This window comes from Umezawaea endophytica (assembly GCF_025061645.1).
Classification (GTDB): Bacteria; Actinomycetota; Actinomycetes; order Mycobacteriales; family Pseudonocardiaceae; genus Umezawaea; species Umezawaea endophytica.
Window position 1 is genome coordinate 839,102 of record NZ_JANYMP010000001.1, and the last position, 15,113, is coordinate 854,214.

Annotated in this window: 12 protein-coding genes; 6 read left to right on the plus strand and 6 right to left on the minus strand. The window is 73.8% G+C overall.

The window, feature by feature from the left end:
* Positions 1-56: 56 nt before the first annotated feature.
* Entirely contained in the window at positions 57-3,734 is a 3,678-nt protein-coding gene (locus NZH93_RS03300; protein ID WP_259621367.1) for a S8 family serine peptidase, read from the minus strand.
* Positions 3,735-3,823: 89 nt separating this feature from the next.
* Here NZH93_RS03300 and NZH93_RS03305 point away from each other — a divergent pair, with 89 nt between their 5' ends.
* The 5 genes from NZH93_RS03305 (at position 3,824) to NZH93_RS03325 (ending at position 9,846) form a co-directional block, all read left to right on the plus strand.
* The gene (locus NZH93_RS03305) at positions 3,824-4,513 is read left to right on the plus strand and encodes a response regulator transcription factor (RefSeq protein ID WP_259621368.1); all 690 of its coding nucleotides are present in this window, start codon (positions 3,824-3,826) and stop codon (positions 4,511-4,513) included.
* Positions 4,510-5,964: a sensor histidine kinase gene (locus NZH93_RS03310; RefSeq protein WP_259621369.1), complete on the plus strand. Its 1,455-nt coding sequence runs from the start codon at positions 4,510-4,512 to the stop codon at positions 5,962-5,964. The genes NZH93_RS03305 and NZH93_RS03310 overlap by 4 nt, the downstream gene beginning before the upstream one ends.
* Before the next feature lie 266 nt (positions 5,965-6,230).
* Positions 6,231-6,680 carry a (2Fe-2S)-binding protein gene (locus NZH93_RS03315; RefSeq protein ID WP_259621445.1) on the plus strand — a complete coding sequence of 150 codons (450 nt, stop codon included), beginning with the start codon at positions 6,231-6,233 and terminating at the stop codon, positions 6,678-6,680.
* Positions 6,680-7,657, plus strand: a complete 978-nt coding sequence (locus NZH93_RS03320) for an FAD binding domain-containing protein (protein ID WP_259621370.1) — start codon at positions 6,680-6,682, stop codon at positions 7,655-7,657. Before NZH93_RS03315 ends, NZH93_RS03320 begins: the two co-directional genes overlap by 1 nt.
* Positions 7,654-9,846 carry a xanthine dehydrogenase family protein molybdopterin-binding subunit gene (locus NZH93_RS03325; RefSeq protein ID WP_259621371.1) on the plus strand — a complete coding sequence of 731 codons (2,193 nt, stop codon included), beginning with the start codon at positions 7,654-7,656 and terminating at the stop codon, positions 9,844-9,846. Before NZH93_RS03320 ends, NZH93_RS03325 begins: the two co-directional genes overlap by 4 nt.
* A gap of 9 nt (positions 9,847-9,855) precedes the next feature.
* Here the strand turns inward: NZH93_RS03325 and NZH93_RS03330 are convergent, their stop codons facing one another.
* From NZH93_RS03330 to NZH93_RS03350, 5 genes are all read right to left on the minus strand, one after another.
* A complete protein-coding gene (locus NZH93_RS03330) occupies positions 9,856-10,767 on the minus strand; it encodes a LysR family transcriptional regulator (RefSeq protein WP_259621372.1) in 912 nt (303 codons plus the stop codon).
* An 86-nt stretch (positions 10,768-10,853) separates the two neighbouring features.
* Positions 10,854-11,294, minus strand: coding sequence for a nitroreductase family deazaflavin-dependent oxidoreductase (locus NZH93_RS03335; RefSeq protein WP_259621373.1), 441 nt, complete (start codon positions 11,292-11,294; stop codon positions 10,854-10,856).
* A 52-nt stretch (positions 11,295-11,346) separates the two neighbouring features.
* Positions 11,347-12,333 carry a hypothetical protein gene (locus tag NZH93_RS03340; protein WP_259621374.1) on the minus strand — a complete coding sequence of 329 codons (987 nt, stop codon included), beginning with the start codon at positions 12,331-12,333 and terminating at the stop codon, positions 11,347-11,349.
* Between the two features lie 171 nt (positions 12,334-12,504).
* Positions 12,505-13,482 (minus strand): BtrH N-terminal domain-containing protein, encoded by a 978-nt coding sequence (locus tag NZH93_RS03345; RefSeq protein ID WP_259621375.1) that lies wholly within the window; start codon positions 13,480-13,482, stop codon positions 12,505-12,507.
* 30 nt (positions 13,483-13,512) lie between these two features.
* On the minus strand, positions 13,513-14,085 hold the full coding sequence (locus NZH93_RS03350) for a TetR/AcrR family transcriptional regulator (RefSeq protein ID WP_259621376.1): 573 nt from the start codon (positions 14,083-14,085) through the stop codon (positions 13,513-13,515).
* 85 nt (positions 14,086-14,170) lie between these two features.
* Between NZH93_RS03350 and NZH93_RS03355 the strand changes: the two genes are divergently transcribed.
* Entirely contained in the window at positions 14,171-15,052 is an 882-nt protein-coding gene (locus NZH93_RS03355) for an SDR family oxidoreductase (RefSeq protein WP_259621377.1), read from the plus strand.
* The last annotated feature ends 61 nt before the right edge of the window (positions 15,053-15,113 follow it).

The following is a 15,113-nucleotide window of genomic DNA, read 5'->3' on the forward strand; positions in this document are numbered from 1 at the left end:
GCGCGGCGCCGGGTCGCCACGGGGTGGGGACGTCCGCGGACGTCCCCACCACCGGTTCAGCCGCCTACCTGGTACGCCCGCAGGACCGTCTGCCGCACCGAGGTGCCGTCGGCGGCGGTCGCGGTGGCGCGCAGGGACGCGTAGCCGCTGCCGGGGTGCCGCACGGTGGCGGTCCAGTGGTCACCGGCGGCCCGCACGCCCGCCTGCTCCCAGGTCCGACCGTCGTCGTAGGACACCTCGACGGCGGGCCGGACGCCCGGCACCGCGCCATCATGGCGTTCGACGTGGACGGGGAAGGAGAACAGCCTCCCGGCGGGAGCCCGGTTGCGCAGGTCCACCGCCGGGTCGAACCGGGTCGTCAACAACGGCAACGCCTTCGCGTCGGCGGCCGACGACGAGCGGAACGTCCACTCCGCAGAGACCGTCGTCGACAGCGGCCAGCGGTCGGACGCGACGTGGTTCTCCACGACCAGGCGGTACGCGTCGTCCTGCGCGGGCACCGGGATGGTCGCCCGGTCCGGTTCCGGCACCGTCGCCACGAGCGTGCCGCCCCGGTACAGGCTGATCGATCCGCTCATGCCCATCTCCGGGAAGACGTCGAGCTTGCGCGGCCTGCCCACCGCGTCGCCGTGCATCGGCAGCGACAGGTCGAACACGTCGTCCTTGCGCCACGCCCACGGCCGCGGCGGTTCGCTGACGTAGGTCTGGGTGAGACCGCGCAGCGAGGGGCTCGCCACCGCCTTGTTCCAGGCGATCCGGTGCTGTCCGCCCACCGTGAGCTCCCGCGTGTCGGTCAGCAGGCCCCGCCAGGCCGAACTCCACATGAGCTGCCACCTGCCCGGCGTGAAGTACTCCTTCCGCTCCTGCTGGGCGGCCGCGGGCTGGGTCAGGCCGAAACCCACCCAGCGACCGAAGAACTCCCGCGCGGCGTTGTACCTGACCTCCCCCGCGGCGTTGTCGTGGTACGCCGTGGTCACCTCCACGAGGTCGCTGGTCCTCGGTCGGTGCACCTGGTCCGCCGTGACCTGCTTCTCCACCCCGTAGACCAGTTCGTAGCGGTGCTCCGGCAGCGGGTTGCTCGCGTAGGTCGCCGTGGCGCCCGCCGTCCTGGCGTACGCGGTGAACCGCGTCCCGGTCACGCTGTACATGCTGTACATGGTCGGCAGCGCGAACGGTTCCGGCAGTGCGGAACGGAGCTGGACCAGGCCACTGGTGGAGAAGACCAGCAGCACCAGCCTGCCGCCCGCGGCCTTGACGGCGGCGACGCGCCTGCCCAACTCGTCGAAACCCGTGTTGGCGGGCAACTCCAGCACCACCAGCCTGCCGTTGGCGTCGATCCGGGCCAGGTCCTCCGGCGTGCCCGCGCCGCCGTGGGCCACGGGCAGCGCCAGGCTCTCGGCCGGACCGGCTCGGTCGAGCCAATTGGCCTTCACGTCGAAGCGCCGCCCGTCGTCGGCGGCGAGTTCCAGGACCGGCTCGGTCGCCCGGCGCACCTGCGCCATGGCGTAGCCGTCCGAACCGGTGCCGGGCACGGTCCCCCCGTACACCTCCTCCAACCGGGGGTCGACGGACAGCGTGTGGGACCACGTGCAGTCGCACGCGGTGACCTTCCGGTGGCTCCCGACCTCGTGGGAGCCACCGCGTGCCGCCGCGTTGTCCGGTTCGGCGGAGAACCGCTTGCCGTCACGGGCGTCCAGCACCTGGGTGACGTCGTGGTCGAGCACCAGTTCGGGATGGCTGATGAGGGTGGACGACGGCTCCTGGCCCGGCCGCGGCGTCTGGATGAGCCCGTCCACGACGTACCGGCCCTTCGGCAGTCGAACCGGCTCCGCACCGACGCTCGTGAAGCGGCCGGTGTCCAGGTTCTGGGCCGTGACCCGTGCGACGTCCGCCGGGACCGGGTCCCCGTTCCGGTCGGTCGCCGTCACGGAGAGGTGGTACATCTCCTCCTGCTGCCGCACGGACAGCGCGGTCCGGGTCGTGACCGAGCCGCTGGTGGCGGTGAGGACACCGGGAAACGTGCCCGGCCGGTCCTTGGCCGTGACGGTCAGCTCGACCGACGCGTCGCCGCCCGCGGGCACGGTGACGCTCGACGCCGACAGCGCGACCAGCCCGTCCGGAGCGCCCGGCAGGTCCGCGCGCAGGGCGAGGGTGACCGGCGCCGCGCCGGAGTTGTGCCACGTCGCGGTCCGCTTCTCCTGTGCGCCCCGGTTGGGCCACGGGAGGAAGGCCGAGACGGCACCCGTCGCGACGACGGGCGTTGCCGTGGCACGGGCGACGTCCACCCGGCCCGCGCCCACCCCGAACGGTCCGGTGCCCGCGACCTCGACCGCGCTGCTCACCAGCGCGTCCTTCAGCCGACCCGAGGTCCAGTCCGGGTGCTGCTGCGCGAGGATCGCCGCCGAGCCCGCCACGTGCGGCGCCGCCATCGACGTGCCGGACAGCCGCTGGTAGGCGTCCCCGACCGGCTCGCCGAGCGGTGGGACGCCGGACGGCATCGCGGCCACGACGTCCTCGCCGGGCGCCGCGATCTCCGGTTTGACCGCGCCGTCGCCGTCGCGGGGTCCCCTGCTGGAGAACGGGCTCGGCACGTCCTGCTTGGACACGCTGCCGACCGCGAGCGCAGCGTCGGCGGCCGCGGGGGAACTGACCGACCCGTCGGCCCCGGAGTTGCCCGCGGCGACCACGAAAAGGGTGCCGTGGTCGCGGGTCAGGGTGTTGACCGCCGCGGAGATCGGGTCCGTGCCATCGCTCGGGCGACCGTCGCCGAGGCTCATGTTGACGACCTTCGCGCCCGTCTCGGCCGCCGCCCAGGTCATGCCCGCGATGATGGCGTCGAAGCTGCCGCTGCCGTAGTCGTCGAGCACCTTGCCGACGGCGAGCCCGGCGTCCGGGGCCACTCCCCTGTTCCGGCCGCCCGACGCGGCGCCGGAGCCGACGACCGCGGACGCCACGTGGGTGCCGTGCCCGTGGCCGTCCTCGACGGTCCCCTTGCCGGAGAAGTCCTGGCTCTGCTCGACCTTCCCGACCAGGTCGGGGTGGTCGGTGTCGATGCCCGTGTCCAGCACCGCGACGCGCACGCCGCGCCCGGTCAGCCCGGCGGCCCACGCCGTCGGCGCGCCGATCCGCGGCACGCTCTGGTCCAGGTTCGCCCGCACGCGGCCGTTCAGCCACACCTTCCGCACGGCACCCGCGGCCCGCGCCCGCTCCCCGGTGGCCAGGTCGCCCCAGAACCGGGCCACGTCGGCCTTGGTCGCGTCGAGCGCCGTCATGCCGACGTCCGGCAGCTCCCGCCGGACGGTGCCGCCGGACGGCGTCGCGACCCGTGCCGCGGCGTCCTGCTGCACGAGCAGCGGCAGCGTCGGGGTGTGCGCGTCGTCGTAGCCCTGCCGGAGCAGGCCGGTGACGTTGAACAGTTCGAGGTCCAGCAGGCCGGAGCTGACCGCGCCCGCGGCGTCCGCCGGGACGACGTAGGTGTCGCCGTCGCGGGTGAACTCGCGGAAGGACGCGGTCCGGTCGCGCGCGGCCGGTTCCACGCGCACGGAGGTCCGCCCGTCGATGGTCGACGAGGTGACCCGGTCGCCCGTGATCAGCGTGACCCGGCTCTCCGGTGTCGACACCGGGTCCCCCGCGGGCGCGGCCTGCGCCGGAGCGCCGCCGGGTGGGGCCACCAGGGCGAACGTGAGCACCGCCGCGAGCAGAACCGGGCCCGGTGGTCGTTTCAGTCGTCTCATGACCACGACCATGGCCGCGGAGTGTTCGGGTTCCGTGACTGTTGCGCACGCTTTCCTCGACAAGATCACCTTGGCGCTAGGGTGCTGCCATGCCACGAGTTCTCCTGGTCGAGGATGACGAGGCGCTCGCCGAGGCACTGGCGCTGGGGCTCGGCGGGCTGGGACACCGGGTCGAGGTGGCCCGCACCGGCGCGCAGGGCCTGGCCGCGCTGTTCGGCCCCGGTTCGGCGGTCGAGGTGGTGCTGCTCGACGTGATGCTGCCCGACCTGGACGGCTTCGAGGTCTGCCGCCGCATCCGGGCCAAGAGCCTGGTGCCGGTGCTCATGCTGACGGCGCGCGGCGACCCCGTCGACGTGGTCGTCGGTCTGGAGGGCGGCGCGGACGACTACGTCGTCAAGCCCGCCGAGCCGCGGGTGCTCGACGCGCGGATGAAGGCCGTCCTGCGCCGGGCGACGGCCGGGGCGACCGCGCCGGAACCCGTGCTGCGGTTCGGCGCGCTGACCGTCGACCCGTCAGCGATGCTGGTGACGAAGAACGGCGTCGACCTGCGCCTCACGGCCACCGAGCTGAGGCTGCTCATCGAGTTCGCCCGGCACCCCGGCCAGGTGCTGAGCAGGCAGGTGCTGCTCAAGCGGGTGTGGGACTACGGGTACGTCGGCGACTCGCGGATCGTCGACGCCACGATGGCCAGGCTGCGCGCGAAGGTCGAGGACGACCCGGTCGCCCCGGCGCTGCTGCTGACCGTGCGCGGCTTCGGCTACCGCCTGGTGCCCGTGTGAGGCCGCACCTGGGGCTGCGCACCAGGATCACGCTGGTCATCGTGCTCATCACCACCGCGACGGCGACGGTGACGGCCGTGGCCGCCTACCGGCTGCAAGCCAACTCCACCGAGGGGCGCTTCCTCGCCGCGGCGCTGGCCGACTTCCGGTCCGACGCCGACCAGGCCCGCGCGGTCGCGACGCGGGTCGAGTCGAGCGACCAGGTCCTGAGGGCGACCACCGACTACCTGTGGGGCAGGCACGGCGTCGACTGGGCGGTGTTCGACTTCCGGTCCGAGGTCGCGCCCCCGGTGCGCGGCTCCTACCCGGTGAGCAGCGCGGCGCGGACCAACACGAGGGCGGCGGAGCCCGGTCCCCTGTCGCGGATGACCGACCTGCCCGCCGATCTCGTCGACAACGGGCACCGCGGCGCCCTCAACCACGCCACGGTGGTGACGGACCAGGTGTCGGTGCTGGCGCTCGCCGCGCCGCTGGGCGACGACCTCGTGCTCGTCGAGGTCTACGACTTGGCGTCGGTGCGGATGGAGCTGGCGTCCCTCCAGCGCAAACTCGTGCTCATCGCCCTGGTCGTCGCGGCCGTCGGCGTCCTCGCCGCCCTGCTGGCCGCGCACGCGGTCCAACGCCCGGTGCGCCGCGTCACCGCCGCGGCGGGCCGACTGGGGCAGGGGGAACTGGACGTCCGCCTCCCGGTCCGCGGCCGGGACGAGCTGGCGGACCTCGCCCGCTCGTTCAACGTCATGGCGGGGCGGCTCGGCAGGTCCATCGAGGAGCTGACGGCGAAGGACCTCCAGCAGCGCCGGTTCATCGCCGACGTCACCCACGACCTGCGCACCCCCGTGGCGTCGATGGTCGCGGTCGCGGACAGCCTCGCCGACACCGATCCCGAGGCCCGCTCCCGTGCCGCCCACCTGATGGGCACCCAGTCCCGCAGGCTCGCGAAGCTCGTCGAGGACCTGCTGGAGATCTCCCGGTTCGACGCGGGCGCGGCCGACCTCCGCCCGGAGCCGGTCGACCTGCACACCCTGTTCCTGGACGCCGTCGCGGTGACCGGCGTCCCGGTCGAGCCGCGCACCACCGGTGATCCGCTGGTGGTCGCGGATCCCCGCAGGCTGTACGCGATCGCCCGCAACCTGCTCGCCAACGCCGGGCAGCACGGCGCGGATCCCGTCACGGTCGCGATCGACGGTACGGGGCCCGACGGGGTGGTGGTCCGCGTCGCCGACTCCGGCCCCGGTGTGCCGGAGGACCTGGTCCCGATCCTCTTCGACCGCTTCGTCCGCGGCGACCGCTCCCGTGCCGCGACCGGCGGGAGCGGACTGGGCCTCGCCATCGCCCGCGAGAACGCGCGGGCCCACGGAGCCGGCCTGTCGGTCCACAACGAGGGTGGCGCCGTGTTCACCCTCACCCTGCCCCGCGTGCCGAAGTCCTTTGAGGACAACGGAACGCGGTGAGCGGCCGCCACCACGACGTCCGGTCCTCAGTGGACCTCCGACCGCGTCGCGGGTCACCGCCATGCGCCGGACGCATGGCGGTGACCCGCAACTCGCGTTGGCGGTGGCCCCGACCGCCGTGAACGCTGGACCGCATGACGCAGCACGAAGGCATCACCAGACGCGGCCTGCTCGGCATGGTGGGCACGGCCGCGGCGGCCGCCACCGTCCCGTTGGGCGGCGGGAGCGCCGCGGCGCAACCCGACACCGGAGAGGTCACCGTGCGGATGACCGTCAACGGGACGGCCACCTCGCTGACCGCCGACCCGCGCGTGACCCTGCTGGACGCGGTGCGGGAGCGGCTGGGGTTGACCGGTACCAAGAAGGGCTGCGACCGCGGCCAGTGCGGCGCGTGCACGGTGCACGTCGACGGGCGGAGGGTCGTCTCCTGCCTGACGCTGCTGGCCACGCTGGACGGCGCGTCCGTGACGACGATCGAGGGCCTCGCCGACGGCGACCGCCCGCACCCGCTCCAGCGGGCGTTCGTCGACCAGGACGGCCTCCAGTGCGGGTTCTGCACCCCCGGTCAGATCATGTCCGCCGCCGCGGTCATCGCCGAGGGGCGGGCCCGCACGGACGACGAGATCCGCGAGCAGATGTCCGGCAACATCTGCCGGTGCAGCGCGTACCCCGGCATCCTGGCCGCGATCCGCCAGGCGCGGACGGAGATGCGCTGATGCGCTCGTACGCGTTCGAGCGCCCCGGCACCGTCACCGACGCCGTGCGGCGCGCCGGTTCCGGCTCCGCCTTCCTCGCGGGCGGGACCACGCTGGTGGACCTGATGAAGCTCGAGGTCATGACGCCCGACCGGGTCCTCGACATCAACCGGCTCCCGCTGCGCGGGCTCGACACGACGGGCGGCGGCCTGCGGATCGGGGCGCTGGAACGGATGAGCGACGTGGCGGCCGACCCCCGCGTCCGCCGCGCCTACCCGGTGCTCGGCCAGGCACTCGACCTGAGCGCCTCCGGTCAGCTCCGCACCATGGCCAGCATCGGCGGGAACCTGTTGCAGCGCACGCGGTGCGGCTACTTCCGCGACGTGAGCACGCCCTGCAACAAGCGGCTGCCGGGCAGCGGGTGCCCGGCGATCGGGGGTGAGAACCGGACGCACGCCGTGCTGGGCGCCAGCGGCTCGTGCGCGGCCACCCACCCCAGCGACCTCGCCGTGGCGCTGGTCGCGCTCGACGCGAAGGTGCGGCTGCAAGGCCGGGAGGGCGCGCGCACCGTCGACCTGCGCGACTTCTACCTGCTGCCGGGCGACACCCCGCACCTGGAGCACGACCTGCGGCCCGGCGAACTGGTCACCGAGGTCGTCGTCCCCGCCCTCCCCTGGGCCAGGCGCTCGACCTACGTGAAGATCCGCGACCGGCGGTCGTTCGAGTTCGCGCTCTCGTCGGCGGCGGTGGCGGTCCGGCTCGACGGCGACACCATCGTCGAGGCGCGCGTGGCGGTCGGCGGCATGGGCACCAGGCCGTGGCGGCTGACGGCGGTCGAGCGGGCGCTGGTCGGCCGCCGGGCGACGGAGGAGACGTACGTGGCGGCGGCGGCCACCGCCGTGGAGGGGACCCGACCGTTGCGGCACAACGCCTACAAGCCCGAACTGATGAAGCGCACGCTGGTCCGCGCGCTGCTGGAACTGGAGCAGACCCGATGACCACCTCCCCCATCGGACGCATCGGACGCGAGACCGATCGCGTCGACGGCCCGCTGAAGGCCGCGGGCGGGGCGCGGTACGCCGCCGACCACCAGCCGGAAGGCCTCCTGCACGCCCACCTCGTCCAGGCCACCGTCGGCCGGGGCTCGGTCCGCCGCGTGGACGTGTCCCGCGCCGAGGCCGCACCGGGCGTCGTGGCCGTCTTCACGCCGTTCCGCCCACTCCCGTTGAACCCGCCGAGCCCCCAGCAGAGCGGGGAGAACTACAGCGCGTTGCAGGACACGGCGGTCCGGTTCCGCGGCCAGGTCATCGGCCTGGTCGTGGCCGACACCCCCGAACGCGCCAGGGACGCGGCCGCGCTGGTCTCCGCCGACTACGCGGTCACGCCGTCGCGGACCTCGCTGGCCGACGGGAGCCCCGGCGTCGCGCAGGGCGTCGTGCAGAAGCTGGCCGACGGCGTGCCGTCCATCGACGCCGCGCTGGCGGCGAGCCCGGTCACCGTCACCACCTCGGTCTCCCAGCACGCCCAGCACCACATCGCGATGGAACCCCACGCCACGACCGCGGTCTGGGTGGACGACCACCTCACCGTCTACACCGGGGCGCAGGCGCCGCAGCGGGCCGCCGCCACGATCGCCGCCCGCCTCGGCGTCGACCCCGCCAAGGTCCGGGTGCTCTGCCGCTACACCGGCGGCGGTTTCGGCCAGCGCTCCCCGGTGTGGAACGAGGCCCTGCTCTGCGCCGCGGCGGCCCGCGCGCTCGGACGTCCGGTGAAGGTGGTGCTGAGCCGCGAACAGGTGTTCACCGCCATCGGCCACCGGGGAGCCGTCCGGCAGACGATCCGGCTCGGCGCCGACACCGACGGCAGGCTCCTCGCGCTCAGCCACGAGAGCGACGGGGAGCTGCCCGCGGCGGGCGGCTGGCAGATGATGCCCGGCCGCGACACGTCGGCCGTCATGTACCGCACGCCGAACATCCGGATCGACCAGCGCCTGGTCACGTTGGACACCCCGCCGACCTGGTCGATGCGGGCACCGGCCGAGGCGCCCGGCATGTTCGCGCTGGAGACCGCGATGGACGAGCTGTCCGTGCGCACCGGGGTCGACCCGGTGGAGCTGCGGCTGCGCAACCACGCGACGGAGGACCCGGTGGAGGGCCGTCCCTTCTCCAGCAAGCACCTGGAGGAGTGCTACCGGGTCGGGGCCGAGCGGTTCGGCTGGAGCGGGCGCCGCGCGCGTCCCCGGTCCCGGACCGACGGCGACTGGCTGGTCGGCACGGGCATGGCGAGCGCCATCTACCCGGCGTGGCGCCAGTCCGCCACGGCGCGGGTGCGGTTCGGCGACGACGGCCGGGTCACCGTGTCGTCGGCCACCTCCGACCTCGGCACCGGCTCCTTCACCGTGCTGGCGGTGGTCGGGGCGGACGAGCTGGGTGTGCCGGTCGGCTCCGTGGACGCGGAGGTCGGCGACTCCGCCCTCCCGCCCGGCGGTGTCGGGGCGTACGGGTCGAGCGTCACCACCAGCACGGTGCCCGCGGTGCAGGCCGCGTGCCGGGCGGCCGTCGAAGCGCTCGTCCGGGCGGCCGTGGAGAACCCGCGCTCCCCGTTCGCCGGTCTCGACCCCGCGGCCGTGCGCTACCGGCGCGGCCGGGTCGAGGCGCGCGGCAGGTCGGTCGACTTCCGCACCCTGCTCCACGCCATGGGCGTGCCGCTCGTCGAGGCGGTCGGGGCCACGGACCCGAACACCACGTCCCCGTACCGGTTCCACTGCTTCGGCGCCCACTTCTGCGAGGTGCGGGTGCACCGGCTGACCGGTGAGCCGCGGGTCGCCCGCTTCACGTCGGTGTTCGACGTCGGCCGCGTCGTCAACGCGAAGGCGGCCCGCAGCCAGCTCAGGGGCTCGATCATCTGGGGCGTCGGGCACGCGCTGCTGGAGGCGGACCCGATCGAGCCGGACGGGAGGTTCGCGGCGGCGACCATGGCGGACTACCTCGTCCCGGTCCACGCCGACACCCCGGAGATCGACGTGCACTGGCTCGACCACCCGGACCCGCACATCAGCGAGTTCGGCGCGCGCGGGTTGGGCGAGATCGGCCTGGTCTCGGTCGCCGCGGCGATCGGCAACGCCGTGTTCGACGCGACCGGGACCCGCGTCCACGACCTGCCGATCACGCTCGACAAGCTGCTCTGAGGAAGGCCGTCACCCGACCGAGGTCATCTCGACCGCCGCGGCGCGGACCACACCGCGCAGCCAGGAGTTCATCGGGTCGGACTCCAGCCGCGCGTGCCACACCATCCCGTAGGGGAAGGCGTCGAACTCCTCCGGGGCCTCGACCAGCCGCAGCCGCGGGTCGACCTCCGCGCGCTGTTCGGCCAGCCTGCGCGGGATCGTCGCCACGAGGGGCGTGCCGGGCAGCGCGGGGAAGGCCGACCCGAAGTCCGCGACCCGCACGGCGGCCCGGCGGCTGCGGCCGAGTTCCTGCAACCGGCGCTCGATCATCGGCTGCTCCCGCTGGATCAGCGTGACGACCACGTGGCGGGCACCGGTGTAGTCGGCCAGGGAGAAGCGGTCCCGCACGGGGTGGTCGCGGTCCACCACGCAGACCACGTCGTCGGTGAACAGCCGCTCCCACCGCAGCGGGTCGGCCGGGCGGAGCACGGACAGCGCGAGGTCGGCCCGGCCCCGTTCCAGGTCCGCGAACGTGTCGTCGTCCCTCGGCAGGACGCACACCTCCAGCTCGGGCGCGGCCAGGAACAGCCGGGGCAGCAGGTGCGGTCCCAGCGTCGCGGTGGTGTAGTCGGTGCCGATGATCCGCACGGTCCCGGTCGCCGTGGAGGGGTCGAAGCCCTCGCCCGCCAGGAGGCCCTCCAGGCGAGGCAGGAGGAGGGCCAGCTCGTGCTGCACCTCCCGCGCGCGGGGCGTCAGCTCGTAGTCGCCGCCGGACCGGACCAGCAGCTCGTCACCGAACAGCGCGCGCAGCCGCTGCAACGTCCGGCTCATCGACGACTGGCTCAGGTGGAACCGGGAGGCGGCCCGCGTCACGTTCCGCTCCTCGAGCATGAGGGACAGGGCGCGCAGTTCGTGCAACAGCCCGAGATCACTGTGCGACATGCGCACAGTATGCCTTCGTGATCACCGGGGTCCCGGCGGCGGGCGCCCGTCCACGGCTCACCGGGGACGTCCCCCGAGGACGACCGTCACGCGTTGTCCTGGGGCTCCAGCACGAACACCGGGATCTGGCGTTCGGTCTTCGTCTGGTAGCCGGCGTAGGACGGGAACGCCGCCACGGCGCGTTCCCACCACTCGGCCCGCTCCTCCCCCTCGACCTCGCGCGCGGCGTAGGTCTTCTTCACGGTCTTGTCCTGCAACGCGAACTCGGGGTGCGCCTTGATGTTGTGGTACCACGTCGGGTGCTCGGCGGCACCGCCCTTGGACGCCACGACCGCGTACCGGCCCTCGTGCTCCACGCGCATCACCGGGGTGTAGCGCAGCGCGCCGGTCTTCGCCCCGCGCAACGTCAACAGCACGATCGGCGCCCCGAGGACCTTGATCCCCTCGGTGGTCCCCGTCTCCAGGATCTTCTTCGTCTGGTCCTGCACCCACGAGGTGGGGCTGAGTGCCACGGTTTCGTCCGACATGCCATGATCCAACGGCCGCCGCGCCGCGTCTATTCCCCCGCCCCGGTCGGCCTCACGAGCAGCGGTAGTGCGCCGGGCGCTTCGCCTCGGCCCCGACGATCGTGCGCTCGTCGTCGCTGAGCCCGGTCAGGGCGAAGGCCGCCGGGATGGGCTGGGCCACGACCACGCCGCCGCGCCAGAGCACCACGCGCTGCACCGAGCCCACGAAGGCGTAGCCCGCGAGCGTTCCGGCACCGCCGACGGAGCGCACCAGGACGGCGCCGTCGTGGATGGTGCGGACCAGCGAGCCCTGCGCGTCCCACTCGGCCGCGGCGTAGCTCGCGTCGTTGACGCCACCGACGACCCGACCGTCCCGGATGGCGTACGGCGTGCCGGAGCCGTCCGGGCTCCCGGCCGCGAGCTGGTGCCACTGACCGGCGGTCACCACGTAGCCGCCGCCGGGGCCGGTCTGGACGACGACCCGGCCCTGCTCGTCGAGGTCGACGATCGTGTTGGCGTAGAACGTCGGCGTGGGCACCTCGCGGTACGTGCCGGGCGCGTTCGCCGGCCACACGACCAGGATGGTCTTCGAGTCCTTCGTGGCCCACCCGACGACGTCACCGGCGTTGTTGACCTCCCAGGCCGAGTACCCGGTCCACGCGGGGTTGGCGGGCAGCGCGGTGGTCCGGCCGTCGTGCCCGATCGTGACGGCCACGAACCGGTCGTTGACGACGGTGTCGCCGACCACGAGCCCGGCGGCGTTCACGTCGCGGAGGTGCGGGATCTCACCCTCGACCCGCAGCACGACCTTCCCGTCGTCCCACAGCGTCCCCCTGCGGTTGTACAGCGTGCCCAAGACCGACTTCGGCCCGGTGACGCCCACCGCGTACCGACTCCCGTCGTAGCCCACGACCTCGCCGAGCGCGGCGCCGGCAGGCAGGTCCCACAGGGTCTTCTGCCACGTGCAGGCCGCGGCACCGGCCTGGCCCGTCGGGACCGACACCAACGCGGTCCCGAGCGCGACCGCGGCGACCAGACGTCTCAGGTGTTGCTGTAACACAGGAATCCCCATTTCTGCCGAAGATCGTTGACGGCGCCCGAGTCTGGCAGCGATCAAGCGGAGAACCGACCGAACCGCGGCAGAACACTTCGGTCCCGCACCCGGCCGGACGGGTGGTGACCCGCCTGGCACCACGCCGAGAACCGCGACGCCGGGCCCTCGTCGCGGCGGTCAGCCCGCCAGGGCCCGCATCGCGCGGCGTTCCCGGTCGGCGAGGTCGGTGAGGATCGCCGAGGCCTGGTCCAGGTGGTCCTGGTCGCCGGTCTCCCCGGCGGTCGTGATGTGCCGGGCGACCTCGGTCCAGAGCGGGGCGATCTCGGCGTACCGCTGGTGGGCGACGTGGATGGCGTCGTCGTCGACGATCGTCGCGCACTCGGCGAGGAAGTCGCGGTAGAGGGCGCGGAAGAGGCTTCCGCCGGTACCGCCGCGTTCCATCAGCGTCGCGGCCAGCGGCAGGTCGTGGGCGGGGTCGTCCGAGCGGTCGAGCCACCGCGTGACCTGCCGGGCCGCCTTGTCGACGCCGCGGTGGCCGAGGTTGGCGATGGGCGGGTCGAGGAAGGCGCGCGCGTTGTTCCGGACGGCCGTGCGGACGGCGGCGGCGAGGTCGGGCTCACCGGGGAGGCGGGCGACGGTGTAGGAGAGGTTGCGGGCGGTCATCGGTCCGCGTTCGCTCCGGGCGCGTTCCAGGCTCGCCAGCGTGGTGGTCACCTGGCCGCCCTGCTGGGCGGTGTCGATCAGGTGGGCGTGGGTGTCGTCGTAGCCGCGGATCGCGACGAAGTGGCCGCCGAAGTGGACCTTCGTGGTGAAGTGGTCGAGGTGGTACGAGTCCAGTTGCAGGCCGACCGGACGGCCCGCGTCGAGGGCGGAGACGACGTTCTGCCACGCCCTGCGGGGCGACGAGGTCTCCTGGACGCGCAGCGCCAGTCCCAGCCGGCTGGCGGCGGTCCGGGTGATCGTGGTCGGTTTGGTGCGACCGCCGAGGAACGGGAAGTCCAGGTTCTTGGCGTCCCAGTAGACGAATCCCAGGCCTTCGCCGAGACCGAACAGCATGGGCTCGGACAGCGTGAGGCCCTCGTGGCGCAGCAGCGCGCCGAGCGTGGTGGTCTCGCAGTGCCGCCCGGCGGGGAACGACACGTCCTCGATGATCATCCGTTGTCCCGATCCTGGTGTCCGGTGTGGTCAGCCCAGTGACGCGCTCGCCACCCGCAGCTCGTCGAGTGCCGCCAGCGCGTACCGGGCCAGGTCGTCCTCCGCGTCGCCCTCGGACCACTCGGCGTACCCGCGCTTGAACGCGAGGACCCCCATCTCGCTCGCGAGGGCCGCGGTCGGGTCGGGCACGCCGCGGGCGACCAGCGCGGCGGTCATGGCCGCCGCGAGGCTCACGCTCTTGAGGGCGTCGCGCTCCTGGAGTTCGGCGCTGGCGGCGACGGCCGCCTTCAGTCGGGGGGCGAGTTCGCGGCTCAGGGGACCCATCGCGGTCGAGGCGCGTTCGAGGCCCGCCCCCACCGCCGCCAGCGGACCGGCGTCGTCCGGCGCTTCGGCGATCCCCTCGGTCAGGAGCAGGCACAGCGCCTCCTGCCCGGCCACCAGCAGTTCGCGCTTGTCCGGGAAGTGCCGGAAGAACGTGCTCTTGGTGACGCCCGCGCGCTCGGCGATCTGCGCGACCGTCGTGGCGTCGTACCCCTGTTCGGTGAACAGGTCGACGGCCGCCACGACCAGGCGTTCGCGCGCTCCCGGTTCCCATCGACCCATGGGTCCATCATAGGCGACGGGACCTTTGTCCCATCACACTGCTACAGTGACGGGACAAGAGTCCCATCACTTGCGGGAGAGTTCCATGCGCGTTTTCGTCACCGGTGCCACCGGCCTGATCGGGTCCACCGTCGTCGCCGAACTGCTCGACCACGGCCACACCGTCCTCGCACTCACCCGCTCCGACGCGTCCGCGCTGGCCGCCGAGGCGTCGGGCGCCGAGCCGCTCCGGGGCGCCCTCGCCGACCTGGACGTCGTCCGCGCGGGCGCCGCGCAGGCCGACGGGGTGGTCCACCTGGCGTTCGCCAACGACTTCAGCAGCCCCGAAGCCCTGGCGAAGGCCATCGCCGAGGAGAGCGCCGCCCTCGCGGCGCTGGGCGAGGAACTCCTGGGCAGCGACCGCCCGCTCGTCACCGTCTCCGGCACGCCCCTGGTGCCGGGCCGCGCCTCCACCGAGGCCGACCCGGTGTCGACCGACGGACCGGTCGGCGGTCGCGGTCGCGCGGTCGCGGCCGTGCTGGACCTCGCCTCGCGCGGCGTCCGGAGCACCGCCGTGCGCCTGCCCCGCACGGTCCACAACCAGGGCGCGGGCGGGTTCGCCGGCCTGCTGACCGGCATCGCCCGCCGCACGGGCGTGTCCGGCTACCCCGGCGACGGCGCGCAGCGCTGGCCCGCCGTGCACGCCCTCGACGCGGCCGTCCTCTTCCGGCTGGCGCTGGAGCACGCGGCCCCCGGCACCTCGTGGCACGCCGTGGCCGACGAGGGGGACGAGGTGCGCGCCATCGCGACGGTCATCGGCCGACGCCTGGGCCTGCCGGTCGAGTCGGTGCCCGCCGACAGCTTCGGCCCGCTGGGCCCGATCTTCGCCGCCGACCAGCCCTCGTCCAGCACCCGAACCCGGCAGGAACTCGCCTGGACCCCGAAACACCCCGGCCTCCTGGAGGACCTGGAGAACGTCCAGCCCTGACGACGAACCCGGCACCTCCGGCGGTGCGGACCGGGTGGGTCCGAAGGTGTGTGCGGAAAAG